The organism is Devosia naphthalenivorans, assembly GCF_003056355.1.
Taxonomy (GTDB): Bacteria; Pseudomonadota; Alphaproteobacteria; order Rhizobiales; family Devosiaceae; genus Devosia; species Devosia naphthalenivorans.
Genome location: NZ_PYVW01000019.1, coordinates 1 through 14,255 on the forward strand (window position 1 = coordinate 1; position 14,255 = coordinate 14,255).

A 14,255-nucleotide genomic window follows, 5' to 3' on the forward strand; every position below is an offset into this window, starting at 1 on the left:
TGCAAACCATTGTCGCCCTCTACAACAACACCCCGCGAAAATGTCTCGACTTCCAAACCCCAAATGAGGTCTTCTCCAGTTTCTCTAACCGTGTTGCACTTCAAACGTGAGTCCACCTTCCCGCTTTCGCGGGAATGACGCGGTGATAGGTGAGTGCTGGAAGTGAACTCTCCCCTCACGCTCTCGTCATTAACCCTGATCTTTGCTGCCACCGTTCCGCCGGAATGGCTATGTTAACCTCCGCTTAATATCGGGGGCCCGTCGCACATGCAGCTCAAGCCGAATGCTTATCGTCTCAACGAAACCGTAAAGGGCGTCGAGACGATGACGCGCTTTGCCCTTGCCGTGCTTGCGCTGGCGTCGGGGGTTTATACTTATCTGGGGGTGCGCGGCATCCTCGATGGCTCGGCGAGCTTCGTGTTCTTTGCCGCCATCATCTATTCGGCCGCCGTTTCTGTTGCGATCTATGCGTTCTGGAGTTTCATGCTGCGCTTCGTGCCGCTGGTGACTTCGGGGGTGCAGCGCATCGGGCTGTTCGTCACCATGGCGATCGGCTGCTGCATGATCATGGCCATGAGCTCCTGGCTCAATGCCGCGGCGCTGGCCGGTTCGGCGGCGACCGAGCAGCACATGGCTGTGACGCTGCAGGGCTATGCCGAAGACCTCGATAATGCCCATGCCAATGCCTTGGCGGCGCAATCGCTGCTGCCGGATGTGGAGCGGGCCGCCGAGCGGTTTTCGGGGCTTGCGGCCGATGAGCGGGAATCGGGTGCCCTGACGGGAACAACCGGCTCAGGCAGTGTCGTGCAGTTGCTGACCCAGATGGGTGCGCAGATGAACCGGCTTGCCGCGACTATTACCGGCAGCCGCGAGGAAGTGGCTGGATTGTTCGAACAGGGTTCGGCGCGGCTTGCAACCATGCGTGAGCTGGTCTCAACGCCCGGCGCCATCGCGCCGCGGGCTGACAGTTTCCAGGCCGAAGCTGTGCAATTGACCGCCGTAATCGCTGCGTTGCAGCAAACAGGCGTAGCAGCATCGGTCAGCCGGGCCGCTGCCGACCTCTCGGCCGGGTTCATCGCGCCCGTTGCCGATGGGCAGGTAGGAGACCTGGCCATTCGGCAGAACCAGGTGATGGACACAGTGCGGGCTTCGGTCGCCGCGCAATCGTCGGCCCTGAGCGCGGCGGCAGATGAAATCCTCGCAACCCCGGCGGTGGAGCAGCGCCGCTTCGTGCCGTTGTCGAGCGCGGAGGCGGTGTTGCGCTATTGGCAGGATTTCATCCCCAGCTGGGCCGGCGCCATCTCCATCGACCTGTTGCCGGTGGTTCTGGTGCTGGTGCTGATGATCGTCAACGACGCGATGCGGCGGGAGTCGGAATCGCTGGAGGAAGCCGAGAACATCACGGCGGCGGAAATGCTGCGGGCCATGGCGCTTTATCGCAAGATGGAGGCCGCGGGGATCGATGTTGCAACGGGGCAGCCCCGGCCACAGGCGGAGCCGGAGCCGGATGAGATTCCTGCCGTCGCGGAAGCTGAGCCGGAGGATGCGACGGTGACGCCAATCGATGCAGCGCAGCGCAAGCGCACCGACGGGCCGCGCCCCGCATGAAGACTTCGGCCAATGCCCGGACAGTGACGCATGAGGGCCCATTCTACCGGGGCGCCATTGCCTGGCTGGCGGGGCTTGAGGATGGGTCCATTTTGCGGGTAGCATTCTTCGGCCTGCTGCTGGGGACTGCCTCGGTGCTGTATGTCGATTATCGCGAACTGACCGCCAATGAGGGTGCGGCGCTGGCCATGCCCATGCAGCCTATCCTGCCGCCGGCGATTGATAATCCGGCGCAGGGGCCAATGCCGCAGATTACCACCAGTCCCGATATCCTGGATGACCCGCTAGAGATTGCGCTGGGCGCGGGGGGCGCGCTGAACCTGACCGGGACGATCGATCCCGGGTCGGGAGAGCGCTTTGCTGACGAGATTGAGGCGCGGGGCGAATATGTGCAGACTGTGGTTCTCGATTCGCCAGGAGGATCGGTAGTGGATGCACTGGCCATTGGCCGCTTGATCCATGAAAAGGGCCTTGCCACCAAGGTCGCTGCGGGCTCGCTTTGTGCTTCGTCCTGCCCCATCGTATTTGCCTCCGGCCAGAGCCGCATCGCCAGCAGGGATGCGGCAATCGGCGTACACCAGATCTATGCGGCAGCGCTCAGCGCGGACCCGCAAAGCGCGTTGCGGGTCGCGGGGACGGCCATGGCCGACGCGCAAACCACCACGGCGGAGATCATCGCGCACCTGACGGCTTCGGGCGTCGATCCGGCGCTGTGGCTGCATGCGCTACAGACGCCGCCGGACCAGCTTTACTATTTCAATGCGGAGGAAATGGAGGGTCTTAAGCTCGTCACGGAATTTGCCGTAGATTGAATGCTGATGGATGGAACCGGTGGAGGATCGGGGCCGTTCAACATGGTTACAGGCTACGAAAAAAGTAGCGATTGGAGGGAGGCCAAGAATGAGTCGAATGCATACTTTGACGCGCCACCGCGATATTCAGAACTGGGTGAGCGACCGGCGCGGAATTCCGGCTATTGCGCGCGTGCGCAACCGGTTCGGCGAAGAGCGATCCCAGCTCAAGCTGAGTTTTCAGAGGGCCCGCAATGTGCCCCATGAAAGCCTCGACGATGGGATGAGCCCATGTTCGTGGACGGCCTGGCTGGCCGAACTCGACCGCCAGCAATTGGCACTCAAGGTCGATCCGGCGGCGGACGATTTTGAATTGGTGGAGCGCCGCGAGGCGAATTAGGGCTTCAGGAGCCCGTCAGTTGTTCGGGATTGCTGGTGACAAGCATTGGATCGGCGACGATAACGCGGTTGCGGCCCGATTTCTTCGCCTCATAGAGCGCCTGATCTGCCCGGCGCAATGTGTCGGACAGATCGTCATGGGGGAGCAATTGCACCACCCCGAAACTGGCGCTGAGCGCGCTTATGCCCAATTGCGGGCCAATCCCTGAAAAAGCCACGCGCACGCCTTCGGCATAAAGCCGGGCAGTGGCGAGATTTGCACCGGGCAGGAGAACGGCGAACTCTTCGCCGCCCTGGCGGGCGACAACCATGCGTGGTTCGGCATTATCCGTCAGCAGGCGTGCAAAGGCGGTGATCACCGTGTCACCCCAGGCGTGGCCCAGCGTATCATTGATGTGCTTGAAATGGTCGAGATCGGCCACGACGAGCGCGCTGGGCAGGCTAGCCTTGCGGGCGAGCACCAGGGCGCGTTCGGTGTGGTTCTCGAAGCCGCGCCGGTTCCAGAGGCCGGATAGCTTGTCGGTCTCGGAGCGCAGGGTGATGGCGGCCATCTCGTCGCGCACGATGATCAGCAGCATCAGCACGCCAGTGGCGATGAGCAGAAATGCGGTCAGCGTTTGCGAATAGGCGCCATAAAGGCTGTGCAGGTAATCCGCCGTGCCGGGATCGCCCATGCTTAGGGCGAGGAACGGCTTGGCGACGAATTGCAGACCGCTCACCAGCAGGAATACCAGCAGGGTGAGATCAAGCGGCTGGCGGCGATGCGAGCGCCAGACGGTGAGGGCGCCCAGGACATGGGCGGCGAAATAAGGGAGCTGGTAGGCCATGGCGCGCCAGAACGAGGCGCTGGAGGCCTGGTCCATCAGCGCGGCATTGAGCCCGACCGAGGCGATCGCAAGCAGGGCCAGCGCATTCCAGAGCACCGGGGTGCCGTAGTGGCGGGCAAGGCCGATGACGGAGACCAGAAAGGCGCTGAGCGCCACCGTAAAGACGGTCAGGTTGAGCAGCGCGGGGTCCTGCATGGTGGGCAGGATGAATTCCAGGGCGGCATTGGCCATGCCGATCGAATAGGCGATGGCCAGCCAGCGCGCGCCGATGGCGCTGCGGTTGCGCCAGGCCACCGTGCCGAAGGCTGCGGTAAACAGCCCCGCGACGAAGATATTGATGGCGAGAACGAAGCCAGCAGCGCTCACAGTGAGGGACTCGGACAAGCGATAATGCGCCGATGCTAGCCGATCCGGCGAAACGGCAGGTTAACGCCGGAAGCGACTCAGCGCGGCAAAATGCCCAAGGTCTTGGCAAGGAGTTCGTAGGAGCGCCGGCGCAGTTCGTAGCTGTGGATGGTGGTGGTGATCATCACCTCGTCGGCATTGCAGGCGGCAGCCTTTTCGCTGATCGTTTCGGCCATGCGTTCGGGGCTGCCGATCAGCCAGAGGCTCGATTGATGCTCGATGATCTGCTGCTGCTGGGGCGTCAGCTGGTGTTCCATGGCTTTTTCGGGCGAGGTCAGCTGGCGCTGTTCACCGGAAACGAAGCGGGCCCAGTTCACGGCTTGGGAAATGCCGAGGAATTCGGCTTCCTCATCGGTTGGCGCGCAGATCACCGAGAGGCACAGAATGGTGCGCGGTTCGGGGAAATATTCGGAGGGCTGGAAGGCCTCGCGATAGGCGGCGAAGGCGGGGGCTGCCGGAGTGTGGCTGAAATGGGCGGCGAAGGCATAGCCAAAGCCCAGCTGGCCGGCGGCCTGGGCGCTGTTGCCGGATGAGCCCAGCAGCCATTTGGGCGGCAGCTGGATGCCGCCGGGAGAAACGGGCACGCGGGAGAACGGATGTTCTGGCGGGAAGCTGTCATCGTCGAAGGCCATCAGTTCGGCCAGATAGTTGGAAAATTCCTCGCCACCGCCGCTACGAAGGGCGCGCATGGCGTAGCCGTCGCCGCCGGGGGCGCGGCCCAGTCCGAGATCGATGCGGCCGGGGTGGAGCGCTTCGAGCGTGCGATAGGCCTCGGCAATGCGCAGGGGCGCGTGGTTGAGCAGCATGACGCCACCCGAGCCGACGCGCAGGTTTTGCGTATGGGCGGCGGCGCTGCCGATCAGGATTTCGGGGACGGACGAGGCGATGGAGGGCATGCCGTGGTGCTCGGCATACCAGAGGCGCGTATAGCCCAGCGCATCGGCGGCCTCGGCGAGCCGGACGGTTTCGGCCATCGCTTGTGGCGTTGAGGTGCCTTCGGCAATGGGGGCGAGGTCCTGCAGGGAGAGTGCGAAGGGAGCGGCCATGGGGAAAACTCTGGTGGTGGGATGTTGGGGTCTTCTATCGTCGAATTACGATAAAAGCGAGGCCCAAGCGCAAAAGGGCGTGGCCTCTTCGTCACATCGGGTGGCCGATGGGGTGCTGCAAGGCCCCGGCGCATTGACTTGATCGTAAGAGTCCGGCTTTTAGTATCGGCACATCCGTGCGGAGGATTGCCGTTGTCGCTGTTGCGTGTTGCCCATCTTGCTCTTGGTATTCTGGCCCTGACTGCGGTGCCTGCCGCAGCGCAAAGCCTGACGACGCCGGAGCCGTTTGCCGACATCGTCGATGAAGTCCGCATCGGCATTCATGCGCATGACGTTGACTATACGGCGCTGCCCCGGCCCGGTCAGTGGGATCTGGGCGAGATCGAGGATCTCAGCTTCGACGTGCTGTTCACGTCGCCCGACCTGGATGTGTTCCGCTGGATCGGCGCGCCGCGGCCCGATCTGGGCGTCACGATTAATCTCGATGGCGAGGATAGCTTGGCGCATCTGGGCCTGACCTGGCAATTGCCTGTGTTCGACACGCCGTTTTACCTGGAAGGCACGTTCGGCGCCGCCATCCACAATGGCTATCTGGATGGATCGCCCGATACCGCGAGCCGGCACAATTTCGGCTGCCGCATCAATTTCTACGAGCGGTTCGGCGTTGGGGCCAATATCAGCGAGCAGATGACGGCGACGCTGACCTATGAGCACACGTCGAATAATGAGTGGTGCGACAACAATCAGGGCTTGTCGAACCTCGGCGTGCGGGTTGGTTGGAAGTTCTAGGGCGCAGCAGGAGTTTTTCGCGCAGCGGGTAGCGGCGCACCGGGCTTCCCTCGGGCTTGACCCGAGGGTCAGGTCCCGCAGACATAATCGCTTCGGGCAAGGGCTCCCCCAATGGCTCTCGGGTCAAGCCCGAGGGCAGCGCGGCGTTCTCGACTGCCTTGTGCCAATGGCAAGTGTCTTGAGTAACACTCCTCCCTCAAGGGGGATGTGCTCTTCTTCGGCGTGGCTCGCCTTGGCTTAACGGGCTGTTATCGACAATTTTAGGTAAATCTTGCTGATTGTGGCTTGAGGCGGTCCGATGCTCCCCAAGAGGAGCGGGTTCATGGTCGCACGATTCTGGGCATTGGTGGTGATGGCGTTGGGGCTGGGCATTGTGCCGGCGCAGGCGCAGTTCAATTTCCTGCCGGAAATTCGCGGCGGGGTAATGGCCGGTGGTATCGATGATGGGGCGGAGCTGTTCAGTTCCGAGCGGATCAGCCACGCCAATGTCGAATTGCTGTTTGCGACGCCCGATCTCAATGCCTGGTCGGTGATCGGCGAGTTGCGGCCGCATGTGGGCGCGACGGTCAGTTTTGGCGACGAGCCGTCCTATGGCTATGCGGGATTGAGCTGGACGCTGCAGGCGCCGATCCTGCCGGTGTTCGTTGAGGCCAGCCTGGGCGGGGTGGCGCATACGAGCCTGTTCTCGGCGCCGGAAGATGATCCGTCGCGCAGTTTTGGGTGTGCGATCGGGTTGCGGGCGGCGGGGAGCGTGGGGCTTAACCTGCCGGCAGGTGCGTCATTGATCGCAACGCTGGAACATTTGCCGGACTTCGGGGCCTGCGGGACGCCGGAGCGCGCGAGCACCAATCTGGGTGTCCGGTTGGGGTGGCGGTTTTAACCATGGCGTTCAGCACAGTTGTTCCGATCCTGCGCAGTTTCGATCAAGAAAAGACGCAGGAATTCTATCGGGACTGGCTGGGATTTGCGCTCGATTGGGAGCATCGCTTCGGTCCCGACATGCCGTTTTATCAGCAGTTCAGCCGGCATGGTCTCGTGTTGCACCTGTCCGAGCATCATGGGGATGCGACGCCCGGAAGCCATGTGCGGGTCAAGACGTCCGGTCTGCGGGCGTTTCACACGGAACTGTCGGACAAGCGGTACAAGAATAACCGACCGGGATTGGAAACGCCGCCTTGGGGTGGGCTGGAGATGACCGTGATCGATGGGGCGGGGAACCGGATTACGTTTTACGAGGGTTAGTTTCTCGTTGTCGGCATGGAGGTGGTGGAGGGCACAATCACCGCCGCCCCACCCTTGGCCCCTCCCCCTCAGGAGCTCATCGTCTCTTGTCAATTTCATCCACAACGCGCGGGAATGACGCGGTGACAACTGGGAAGCCGGTAAGTGCCGGAATGCGCCCCTCGAGGAAGCGAGGCGCTGAAGGTGGTGGCTAAGCCGCTTGACCCGCCGCCCAGCCGGAGGACCAGGCCCATTGGAAATTGTAGCCGCCGAGCCAGCCGGTGACGTCGACGACTTCGCCGATGAAGAAGAGGCCGGGGACGGCGCGGGCGGCCATGGTCTTGGCGTCGAGGTCGCGGGTGTCGACGCCGCCCAGGGTGACCTCGGCGGTGCGGTAGCCCTCGGAACCGACGGGCTTTAGCGTCCAATTCTTGAGGATGGCCTCAACCACGGCGAGCTTCTTGTCTGAGAAGTCGCCGATCATGCCGGGAAGATTCAATTCTTCGCCCAGCAGCTGGGCGAGTTTTTTGGGCAGGACGGAGCCGAGCACGGTCTGGACCTGCACCTTGGGATTGGCCTTGCGCGCCGCGCGCAGGGTTTCGGCGGCGTCCTGATTGGGCAGCAGATCAACGCTGATGGCGTCGCCTTCGCGCCAATAAGACGAAATCTGCAGGATGGCGGGGCCGGAGAGGCCGCGATGGGTGAAGAGCAGGGCTTCCTCGAACGCGGTCTTGCCGTGGCGCACGATGGCGTCGGTGGCGATGCCGGAAAGTTCCTTGAGCCGTTCCAGGGCGCCGGTCTCGAAGGTCAGTGGCACCAAAGCGGGGCGGGTTTCGGTGAGGCGGAGGCCGAATTGCGCGGCGAGTTGATAGCCAAGGCTCGAAGCGCCCATCTTGGGAATGGATTTGCCGCCAGTGGCGACGACGAGACTGTCGCAGGTGACCGAGCTGGTGGAGAGCTGCAGCGCGAAGCCGGTCTCTTCCTTGCTCACCTGTTCGACGGAGGTTTCCAGCACCAGGGTGACGCCGGCCTGGCGCATTTCGCCCAGGAGCATGGTGTTGATCTGGGTGGCGGGGCCGTCACAGAACAGCTGGCCCAGGGTTTTCTCGTGAAAACTGATGCCGTGGCGCTGGACCATGGCGATGAACATTTCGGGCGTGTAGCGGCTGAGTGCTGAGAGGGCAAAGCGCGGGTTTTCGCTGAGGAAGCGGTCGCGGCCCTTGTCGATGGTGGCGTGAATATTGGTGAAGTTGCAGCGGCCACCGCCGGAGATGCGGATTTTTTCGCCGGCGAATTTGGCGTGATCGACCACAAGGACGGAGCGGCCGCGCTTGCCGGCTTCTATGGCCGCCATCATTCCGGCAGCACCGGCGCCGAGCACCACGACGTCGTAGTGGATCATGGTTCTTCGTCCTTGTTGGTTTGCGGCAGTTATAGGGGTTGGGGGGTGGGGTGCAAGGGTGGCGGGTGGTCGTTGAGGGGTGGTGGGTTGTTGAGGGGCTTCACCCCTCACCCTAGCCCTCTCCCCGGAGGGGCGAGGGGACAGATCGAGGTCGGGGAGACGTCTGTGACGCCAAAAGCAGGGCGTTGACTAATTCCTATTTGAGAGTATGACTTCGCCTGCTTTTCTCAGCTAAGCAGTCAATCGATGCGCAGCGCCACGCAAATCGCGGAATTCGCAACCACCTGCCGGTCGGCGGGGGGCGTTGCTGCGCTCATGACCAAAACCACCAAAACCGCCTGACGTCTTTCCCCGGGTCAACTCCCCGACGGGGAGAGGCGCGAAACCAGATGGCCGCGGTGTTGAACCGCGCGGGGCGGCAAGGTTACGGGACTGGAGTTCCAAGAAAAATGGGTTATCGCGTCGCTGTCGTAGGTGCCACGGGCAATGTGGGCCGTGAAGTTCTCAATATCCTGGCGGAGCGCAAGTTCCCCGCCGATGAAGTCATCGCGCTGGCCTCGTCCAAGTCGACGGGGCGCGAAATCTCCTTTGGCGACAAGATCCTCAAGTGCAAGAACCTTGATGATTTCGACTTCAAGGGCGTCGACTTCGCCATCATGTCGGCTGGCTCGGCGATATCCAAGGATCTGGCGCCGCGCATCGCGGCCTCGGGCTGCATCGTCATCGATAACTCCAGCTATTGGCGCTATAATTCCGATATTCCGCTGATCGTGCCGGAAGTGAACGGGCATGTGCTCGACCGCTGGCTGGCTGACCCGAAGCGCAGCAATATCATCGCCAACCCCAATTGCTCCACGGCGCAGTTGGTGGTGGCGCTCAAGCCCCTGCATGACTTTGCCAAGATCAACCGCGTTGTCGTGTCCACCTACCAGTCCGTGTCCGGTGCCGGCAAGGAAGGCATCGACGAATTGTGGAACCAGACCAAGGGCATCTTCGTCAATGATAGCGCGACGCCCGGCAAGTTCCCCAAGCAGATCGCCTTCAACGTCATCCCGCACATCGATGTGTTCATGGAAGACGGCTACACCAAGGAAGAGTGGAAGGTGCTGGCCGAAACCAAGAAGATCCTCGATCCCAAGATCAAGGTGACCTGCACGGCGGTGCGCGTGCCGGTGTTCGTGGGCCATTCGGAAGCGGTCAATATCGAGTTCGAGAATCCCATCACCGCCGATGAGGCGCGCGATATCCTGCGCGAGGCGCCGGGGATCTCGGTGCTCGACAAGCGCGAGCCGGGTGGCTACGCGACGCCGGTGGAAACGGTGGGCGAATACGATACGTTCGTGTCGCGCATCCGCGAGGACAATACGGTGGAGAATGGGCTGGCCATGTGGGTTGTTTCGGACAATCTGCGCAAGGGCGCGGCGCTCAATACCATCCAGATCGCGGAAGAGCTGATTGCGCGCGGGCTGAAGGCGCGGTTGGCGGCGTAACTGGTAGCTACGACGTCATTCCCGCGAAGGCGGGAATCCCACTAATGCGCTGAAGTGAAGTGAGATTCCCGCCGTCGCGGGAATGACGTCGCGGCTGGGAATGAAGCTGCAGACTTGCTGACATCGTGCCCTGGGTGCTATCGACCCCAGCCGCTGGATAAATGAAATGCCCCCTCGCGACATAGCTCTGGCCCTTGGCGTCGTTCTGATCTGGGGGCTCAATTTTGTCGCCATCAAATGGGGCGTCGATGAGATTCCGCCCTTTCTGTTGACGGCACTGCGCTATCTGGGTTGCGCCTTTCCGGCGGTGTTCTTCATCAAGCGGCCACAGGTGGGCTGGCCGATCCTGATTGCCTATGGCGTCACGGTGGGCGTGCTGCAGTTCAGCTTGCTGTTTACCGCGATCGAGCTGGGCATGCCGGCCGGTTTAGCCAGCCTCGTGATGCAGATGCAGGTGTTTTTCACCATGGCGTTGGCGATCCTGTTTCTGGGTGAGCGTCCGACCATGCTGCAATTGGGCGGCGCCGCGCTGGCGCTGATCGGGCTCGGGGCGATCGGGGCAGAGCGGGTTGGCGGCGCGGTGATGGTGCCGCTGGTGATGACGCTGGCGGCGGCGCTGTTCTGGGGGCTTTCCAATATCGTCACCAAGCGCGCGGGCAAGGTGGACATGTTGGGCTTCGTGGTGTGGGGCGCGCTGGTGCCGCCGGTGCCGATGCTGCTGCTGTCGCTGGTGTTCGAGGGGCCGGAGGCGATGCTGGGGCTGCCGTTCATCTCGGCGGGCGCCATCGGCTCGGTGCTGTTCATTGCCTATGGATCGACGCTGGTCGGCTATGGCAGCTGGGCGATCCTGCTTGGGCGGTATCCGGCGAGCATGGTGGCGCCATTTTCGCTGCTGGTGCCGGTGGTGGGCTTTGCCGCCGCGGCACTGTTGCTGGGAGAAGTGGTGAGTACGCTGGAAATCCTGGGGAGCCTGCTGATTTTTCTGGGGTTGCTGCTCAACGTCTTTGGACCACGCCTGGTGGCGTTTGCCCGGGCCTGATGAAAAGGCCGCCCCGAAGGGCGGCCCGTGGTTCGAATTATTGCGGCAGGGCTGCCGGATCTGCGGCTGGAGCCGCAGGGTCAGCCGGAACTGCGGGCGCTGCAGGATCGGCCGCCGGTGCGGGAGCGGCTGGGGCGGCGGCAGCCTGGAGGGCATTGAGCTCGTCCACGGTCAGTCCGCCGCTGGCGTCGGTGTCGGCAGGCCCGAATTCGGCATCTGTCATGTCCGGCCAAACGGTCTGCAGTTCGGTGAGGCTAAGCTCGCCGCTGGTGTCGACGTCCACATCGGCAAAGGTGGTCGGGGTCTGGGCGATGGCGGTGCCAGCCAGGGACAGGACGATGGCGGACGACAGGATGATCTTCTTCATGGGAGGTGTGCTCCAATGTTGGGGAGAAAAGCGGCGACCGGTTAGCCGGCCTCCGACGGGCCGCTCTCCTGCAGCCCGTGGTCAGTAACATGATCGTGAAATATGTCGGGGAGCGGCCCAAAATTCGACCCGCGGGGGATCAATGTCGGGCCATTTGGGGGCAGGGCCTTAAAGTTCGGGCCGCCTGAAATCGCCGGTTTCGGCGTCCATGATCCAGAGTTCGCCGGTCGAAATGTCGAACCAGGCACCGTGAACAGCCAGCTTTCCCTCGGCTTCGAGCGCGGCGACATAGGGGAAAGTACGCAGGTTCTGGATGGAATTGCGGATGGAGATTCGTTCCAGCGCCGTCTGGCGTTCGGTGGCGGTCATCAGCTCGTTCTGGCCGACCTGCTCGGGCAGGCCGCCCAGCATGCTCATCCACTTGCCGATGAAATCGCCATCGTCGAGCGGGCTCTGGTCGGGCGCGAGCGCCGCCTTGATGCCGCCGCAACGGCCATGGCCCATGATGACGATATTGGCGATTTCGAGTGCCTTGACGGCAAACTCGATGCCGGCCGAGGTGCCGTGCTGGCCGCCGTCAGGCTGGTAGGTCGGTACCAGATTGGCGACGTTGCGCAGGACGAACAATTCGCCGGGTGCAGCGTCGAAGATCAATTCGGGCGCGGCGCGGCTGTCGCAGCAGGCGATGATCATGGTGGTGGGGCTTTGGCCTACCGCGGCAAGCTCGCGATAGCGGTCTTTTTCACGAACGTAGCGGCCTGCCATGAAGTTGGCGTGGCCCTTAAGCAGATCGGGAGGAAATCGGTGCATGCGGTCTGAATTAGCGCTAAGAGCGTTTCAGATCAATCGGGCGTTGCTGAATGCCCGCGCATCGGGGGCATGCATGCTGATTTATCGTTTCCTGACCGGCGAGGACGACGCCGCGTTCTGTCATCGGGTTACCAAGGCGTTGAGCGAGGGCTGGCAGCTCTATGGCACGCCGAGCTACGCTTATGACGGGCACAACAAGAAGATGAAGGTGGGGCAGGCGGTGACGCGGATTGCGGCGGACCAGCCTTATGATCCGGACAAGAAGCTGGTGGATTTTTGAGGGTGAGGGCGTTTCGCTCGAAGTTTAGCCGTGGTGGCTTCCCGCGGGCTTGATCCGCGGGGTCACTCTCAGTCCGGCACATGCGACGAGTGGCCCTCGGATCAAGTCCGAGGGAAGCGCGGTGGTTGGGGAGGTAGCCGGGCTGGGTGGTGGGTCATTGGGGCTGGCTGATTAGCTGATTTCGCCCTTGGCGAGGCGCAAAGCCAGGGCTTGCAGCATCAGGATGGTTTTGGCGTCGACGATGCCGCCTTCGGCGATCATCTCCATGGCTTGCTCGAAGCCGAGTTCGAAGACTTCGATATCCTCGCCTTCGCTGGCGAGGCCGCCGCCTTCGCTGATCTGTTGGCCAGGCGTATAGCGGCCGAGGAAGCAGGCGCATTTTTCGGTGAGGGAGCCGGGGCTGGCATAGGTTTCGAAGAGGAATACGAGATCGGTGGGCTCGTAGCCGGTTTCTTCGACCGCCTCGCGGTGGGCGGCGATGGCGGGGGCTTCGCCGTCGAGCATGCCGGCGGGGGCCTCGATCAGCCAGGCGGGATCGCCATTGAGATGGGGCGGCAGGCGGAACTGGCGGGTGAGGATCACTGTGCCGGCTTCGGGCGCGTAAAGGAGCACGGCTGCGGCGCTGCCGTGGTCGTAGACTTCGCGCTGCACCGTCTGGAGCGTGCCGTCGCGCTTTGAATGCGTGATCTGGTAATCATCGAACCGGCCCCAATTGTGGGCGAGCTTGGTGACGCTGTTGATGGTGATCGAACCGGACAATTGGTGCTCCTGTGGCTTGCCTTTAGCTATGGCGCGAGATGGGGGCGATGCCAAGTTCCGCCGGTACGGACCAAATCTGCGAAGCCCGCACAGTCTGTGCGTTATACGAACAAAGTGCGACTATCGCCAAAAGTAGCGTCCCAACATGCATCTGGGGCTTTGATTTCGTAACACTTGGACGCTAGAAGTCTCGAACCATTCCAAACTGCAGGCGGGTTTTCCGCACGCCAGCGAGGCTTCATGACGGTTAGATCCCGCCCCTTATCGCCCCATCTCCAGGTTTACCGCTGGACCATCACCATGACGATGTCCATCGTGCACCGCGCGACCGGTATCGCCAATTACGCGGGCTCGGCGCTGCTGGTGCTCTGGCTCGTTGCTGCGGCATGGGGGCCCGAGCCGCTCGACGCGGTCAACGGACTGTTCGGCAGCTGGTTCGGGCAGCTGGTGCTGTTCGGCTATACCTGGAGCCTCACGCATCACATGCTGGGTGGTATCCGCCATTATGTGTGGGACTTCATCCTAGGCATGGAAGCGGGGCAGCGCGAAATGCTGGCCTGGGCAAATGTGATCGCTTCGGTCGTGCTGACCCTGCTGATCTGGACCATTTTCGTGTGGGTAGGCTAATGCGCGAACAAATCATCACCCAAAAGACGATCGCCGATCCGCGCTCGCACTATGGCGACGCCAAGGCTTCCACGCGTCACTTCATCACGCAGCGCCTGACGGGCGTCAGCAATATCGCCTTCCTGCTGTTGCTGCTGTTCGTGGTGGTGCGGCTGGCCGGGGAAGATCGTGGCGACATGGTGGAAACCATTGGTAGTGCCTGGATCGGACTGCCGCTTGCTCTGCTGCTGGGGATCGTAACGATCCACATGCGCAACGGCATGCGAGACATCCTCGAAGATTATTTTCACGGCCGCACCTATCGGCTCTACATGATGCTGAACACCCTGTTCTGCCTCATCATCGCGGTTGCCGGCATCGGCGCCATTCTCAAGCTCGTGTTCTGGGGTTAGCGA

At 62.5% G+C, this 14,255-nt stretch carries 17 protein-coding genes; 11 read left to right on the plus strand and 6 right to left on the minus strand.

All coding sequences use genetic code 11. The annotated features are described in order from the left end of the window. Nucleotides 1-267 precede the first annotated feature (267 nt). From C8264_RS18850 to C8264_RS18860, 3 genes are all read left to right on the plus strand, one after another. The gene (locus C8264_RS18850) at nt 268-1,608 is read left to right on the plus strand and encodes a hypothetical protein (protein WP_108462540.1); all 1,341 of its coding nucleotides are present in this window, start codon (nt 268-270) and stop codon (nt 1,606-1,608) included. Next, nucleotides 1,605-2,420, plus strand: a complete 816-nt coding sequence (locus C8264_RS18855; RefSeq protein WP_245893387.1) for a COG3904 family protein — start codon at nt 1,605-1,607, stop codon at nt 2,418-2,420. Before C8264_RS18850 ends, C8264_RS18855 begins: the two co-directional genes overlap by 4 nt. An 88-nt stretch (nt 2,421-2,508) precedes the next feature. Next, nucleotides 2,509-2,799: a hypothetical protein gene (locus C8264_RS18860; RefSeq protein WP_205245732.1), complete on the plus strand. Its 291-nt coding sequence runs from the start codon at nt 2,509-2,511 to the stop codon at nt 2,797-2,799. Between the two features lie 4 nt (nt 2,800-2,803). On the opposite strand, the gene C8264_RS18865 is transcribed toward C8264_RS18860, so the two are convergent. Then, nucleotides 2,804-4,009 (minus strand): GGDEF domain-containing protein, encoded by a 1,206-nt coding sequence (locus tag C8264_RS18865; protein WP_108462542.1) that lies wholly within the window; start codon nt 4,007-4,009, stop codon nt 2,804-2,806. A 59-nt stretch (nt 4,010-4,068) separates the two neighbouring features. Beyond that, on the minus strand, nt 4,069-5,076 hold the full coding sequence (locus C8264_RS18870; protein WP_108462543.1) for an LLM class flavin-dependent oxidoreductase: 1,008 nt from the start codon (nt 5,074-5,076) through the stop codon (nt 4,069-4,071). 192 nt (nt 5,077-5,268) lie between these two features. On the opposite strand from C8264_RS18870, the gene C8264_RS18875 reads away from it, so the two are divergent. The 3 genes from C8264_RS18875 to C8264_RS18885 all read left to right on the plus strand — a co-directional run bounded on the left by C8264_RS18875 (nt 5,269) and on the right by C8264_RS18885 (nt 7,107). Further along, entirely contained in the window at nt 5,269-5,865 is a 597-nt protein-coding gene (locus C8264_RS18875) for an acyloxyacyl hydrolase (protein WP_162783769.1), read from the plus strand. A gap of 322 nt (nt 5,866-6,187) precedes the next feature. Then, the gene (locus C8264_RS18880; protein WP_108462545.1) at nt 6,188-6,745 is read left to right on the plus strand and encodes a hypothetical protein; all 558 of its coding nucleotides are present in this window, start codon (nt 6,188-6,190) and stop codon (nt 6,743-6,745) included. Nucleotides 6,746-6,747: 2 nt separating this feature from the next. Then, on the plus strand, nt 6,748-7,107 hold the full coding sequence (locus tag C8264_RS18885) for a glyoxalase superfamily protein (RefSeq protein ID WP_108462546.1): 360 nt from the start codon (nt 6,748-6,750) through the stop codon (nt 7,105-7,107). Between the two features lie 190 nt (nt 7,108-7,297). Here the strand turns inward: C8264_RS18885 and C8264_RS18890 are convergent, their stop codons facing one another. Then, the gene (locus tag C8264_RS18890) at nt 7,298-8,488 is read right to left on the minus strand and encodes a BaiN/RdsA family NAD(P)/FAD-dependent oxidoreductase (protein ID WP_108462547.1); all 1,191 of its coding nucleotides are present in this window, start codon (nt 8,486-8,488) and stop codon (nt 7,298-7,300) included. Nucleotides 8,489-8,937: 449 nt separating this feature from the next. Between C8264_RS18890 and C8264_RS18895 the strand changes: the two genes are divergently transcribed. Further along, the gene (locus C8264_RS18895; protein ID WP_108462548.1) at nt 8,938-9,978 is read left to right on the plus strand and encodes an aspartate-semialdehyde dehydrogenase; all 1,041 of its coding nucleotides are present in this window, start codon (nt 8,938-8,940) and stop codon (nt 9,976-9,978) included. Between the two features lie 166 nt (nt 9,979-10,144). After that, on the plus strand, nt 10,145-11,017 hold the full coding sequence (locus C8264_RS18900) for an EamA family transporter (protein ID WP_108462549.1): 873 nt from the start codon (nt 10,145-10,147) through the stop codon (nt 11,015-11,017). Between the two features lie 37 nt (nt 11,018-11,054). Here the strand turns inward: C8264_RS18900 and C8264_RS18905 are convergent, their stop codons facing one another. Both C8264_RS18905 and C8264_RS18910 read right to left on the minus strand, forming a co-directional pair. Continuing rightward, entirely contained in the window at nt 11,055-11,384 is a 330-nt protein-coding gene (locus C8264_RS18905; protein WP_108462550.1) for an EF-hand domain-containing protein, read from the minus strand. A 168-nt stretch (nt 11,385-11,552) separates the two neighbouring features. Next, nucleotides 11,553-12,194, minus strand: a complete 642-nt coding sequence (locus C8264_RS18910) for a carbonic anhydrase (RefSeq protein ID WP_108462551.1) — start codon at nt 12,192-12,194, stop codon at nt 11,553-11,555. A gap of 73 nt (nt 12,195-12,267) precedes the next feature. Here C8264_RS18910 and C8264_RS18915 point away from each other — a divergent pair, with 73 nt between their 5' ends. Further along, on the plus strand, nt 12,268-12,474 hold the full coding sequence (locus C8264_RS18915; RefSeq protein ID WP_108462623.1) for a DUF1737 domain-containing protein: 207 nt from the start codon (nt 12,268-12,270) through the stop codon (nt 12,472-12,474). Nucleotides 12,475-12,645: 171 nt separating this feature from the next. On the opposite strand, the gene C8264_RS18920 is transcribed toward C8264_RS18915, so the two are convergent. After that, nucleotides 12,646-13,233: an NUDIX domain-containing protein gene (locus C8264_RS18920; RefSeq protein WP_108462552.1), complete on the minus strand. Its 588-nt coding sequence runs from the start codon at nt 13,231-13,233 to the stop codon at nt 12,646-12,648. A 240-nt stretch (nt 13,234-13,473) separates the two neighbouring features. On the opposite strand from C8264_RS18920, the gene sdhC reads away from it, so the two are divergent. Together sdhC and sdhD are read left to right on the plus strand one after the other, a co-directional pair. Continuing rightward, nucleotides 13,474-13,860, plus strand: coding sequence for a succinate dehydrogenase, cytochrome b556 subunit (gene sdhC, locus C8264_RS18925; RefSeq protein ID WP_108462553.1), 387 nt, complete (start codon nt 13,474-13,476; stop codon nt 13,858-13,860). Continuing rightward, nucleotides 13,860-14,252, plus strand: coding sequence for a succinate dehydrogenase, hydrophobic membrane anchor protein (gene sdhD, locus C8264_RS18930; RefSeq protein WP_108462554.1), 393 nt, complete (start codon nt 13,860-13,862; stop codon nt 14,250-14,252). The genes sdhC and sdhD overlap by 1 nt, the downstream gene beginning before the upstream one ends. The last annotated feature ends 3 nt before the right edge of the window (nt 14,253-14,255 follow it).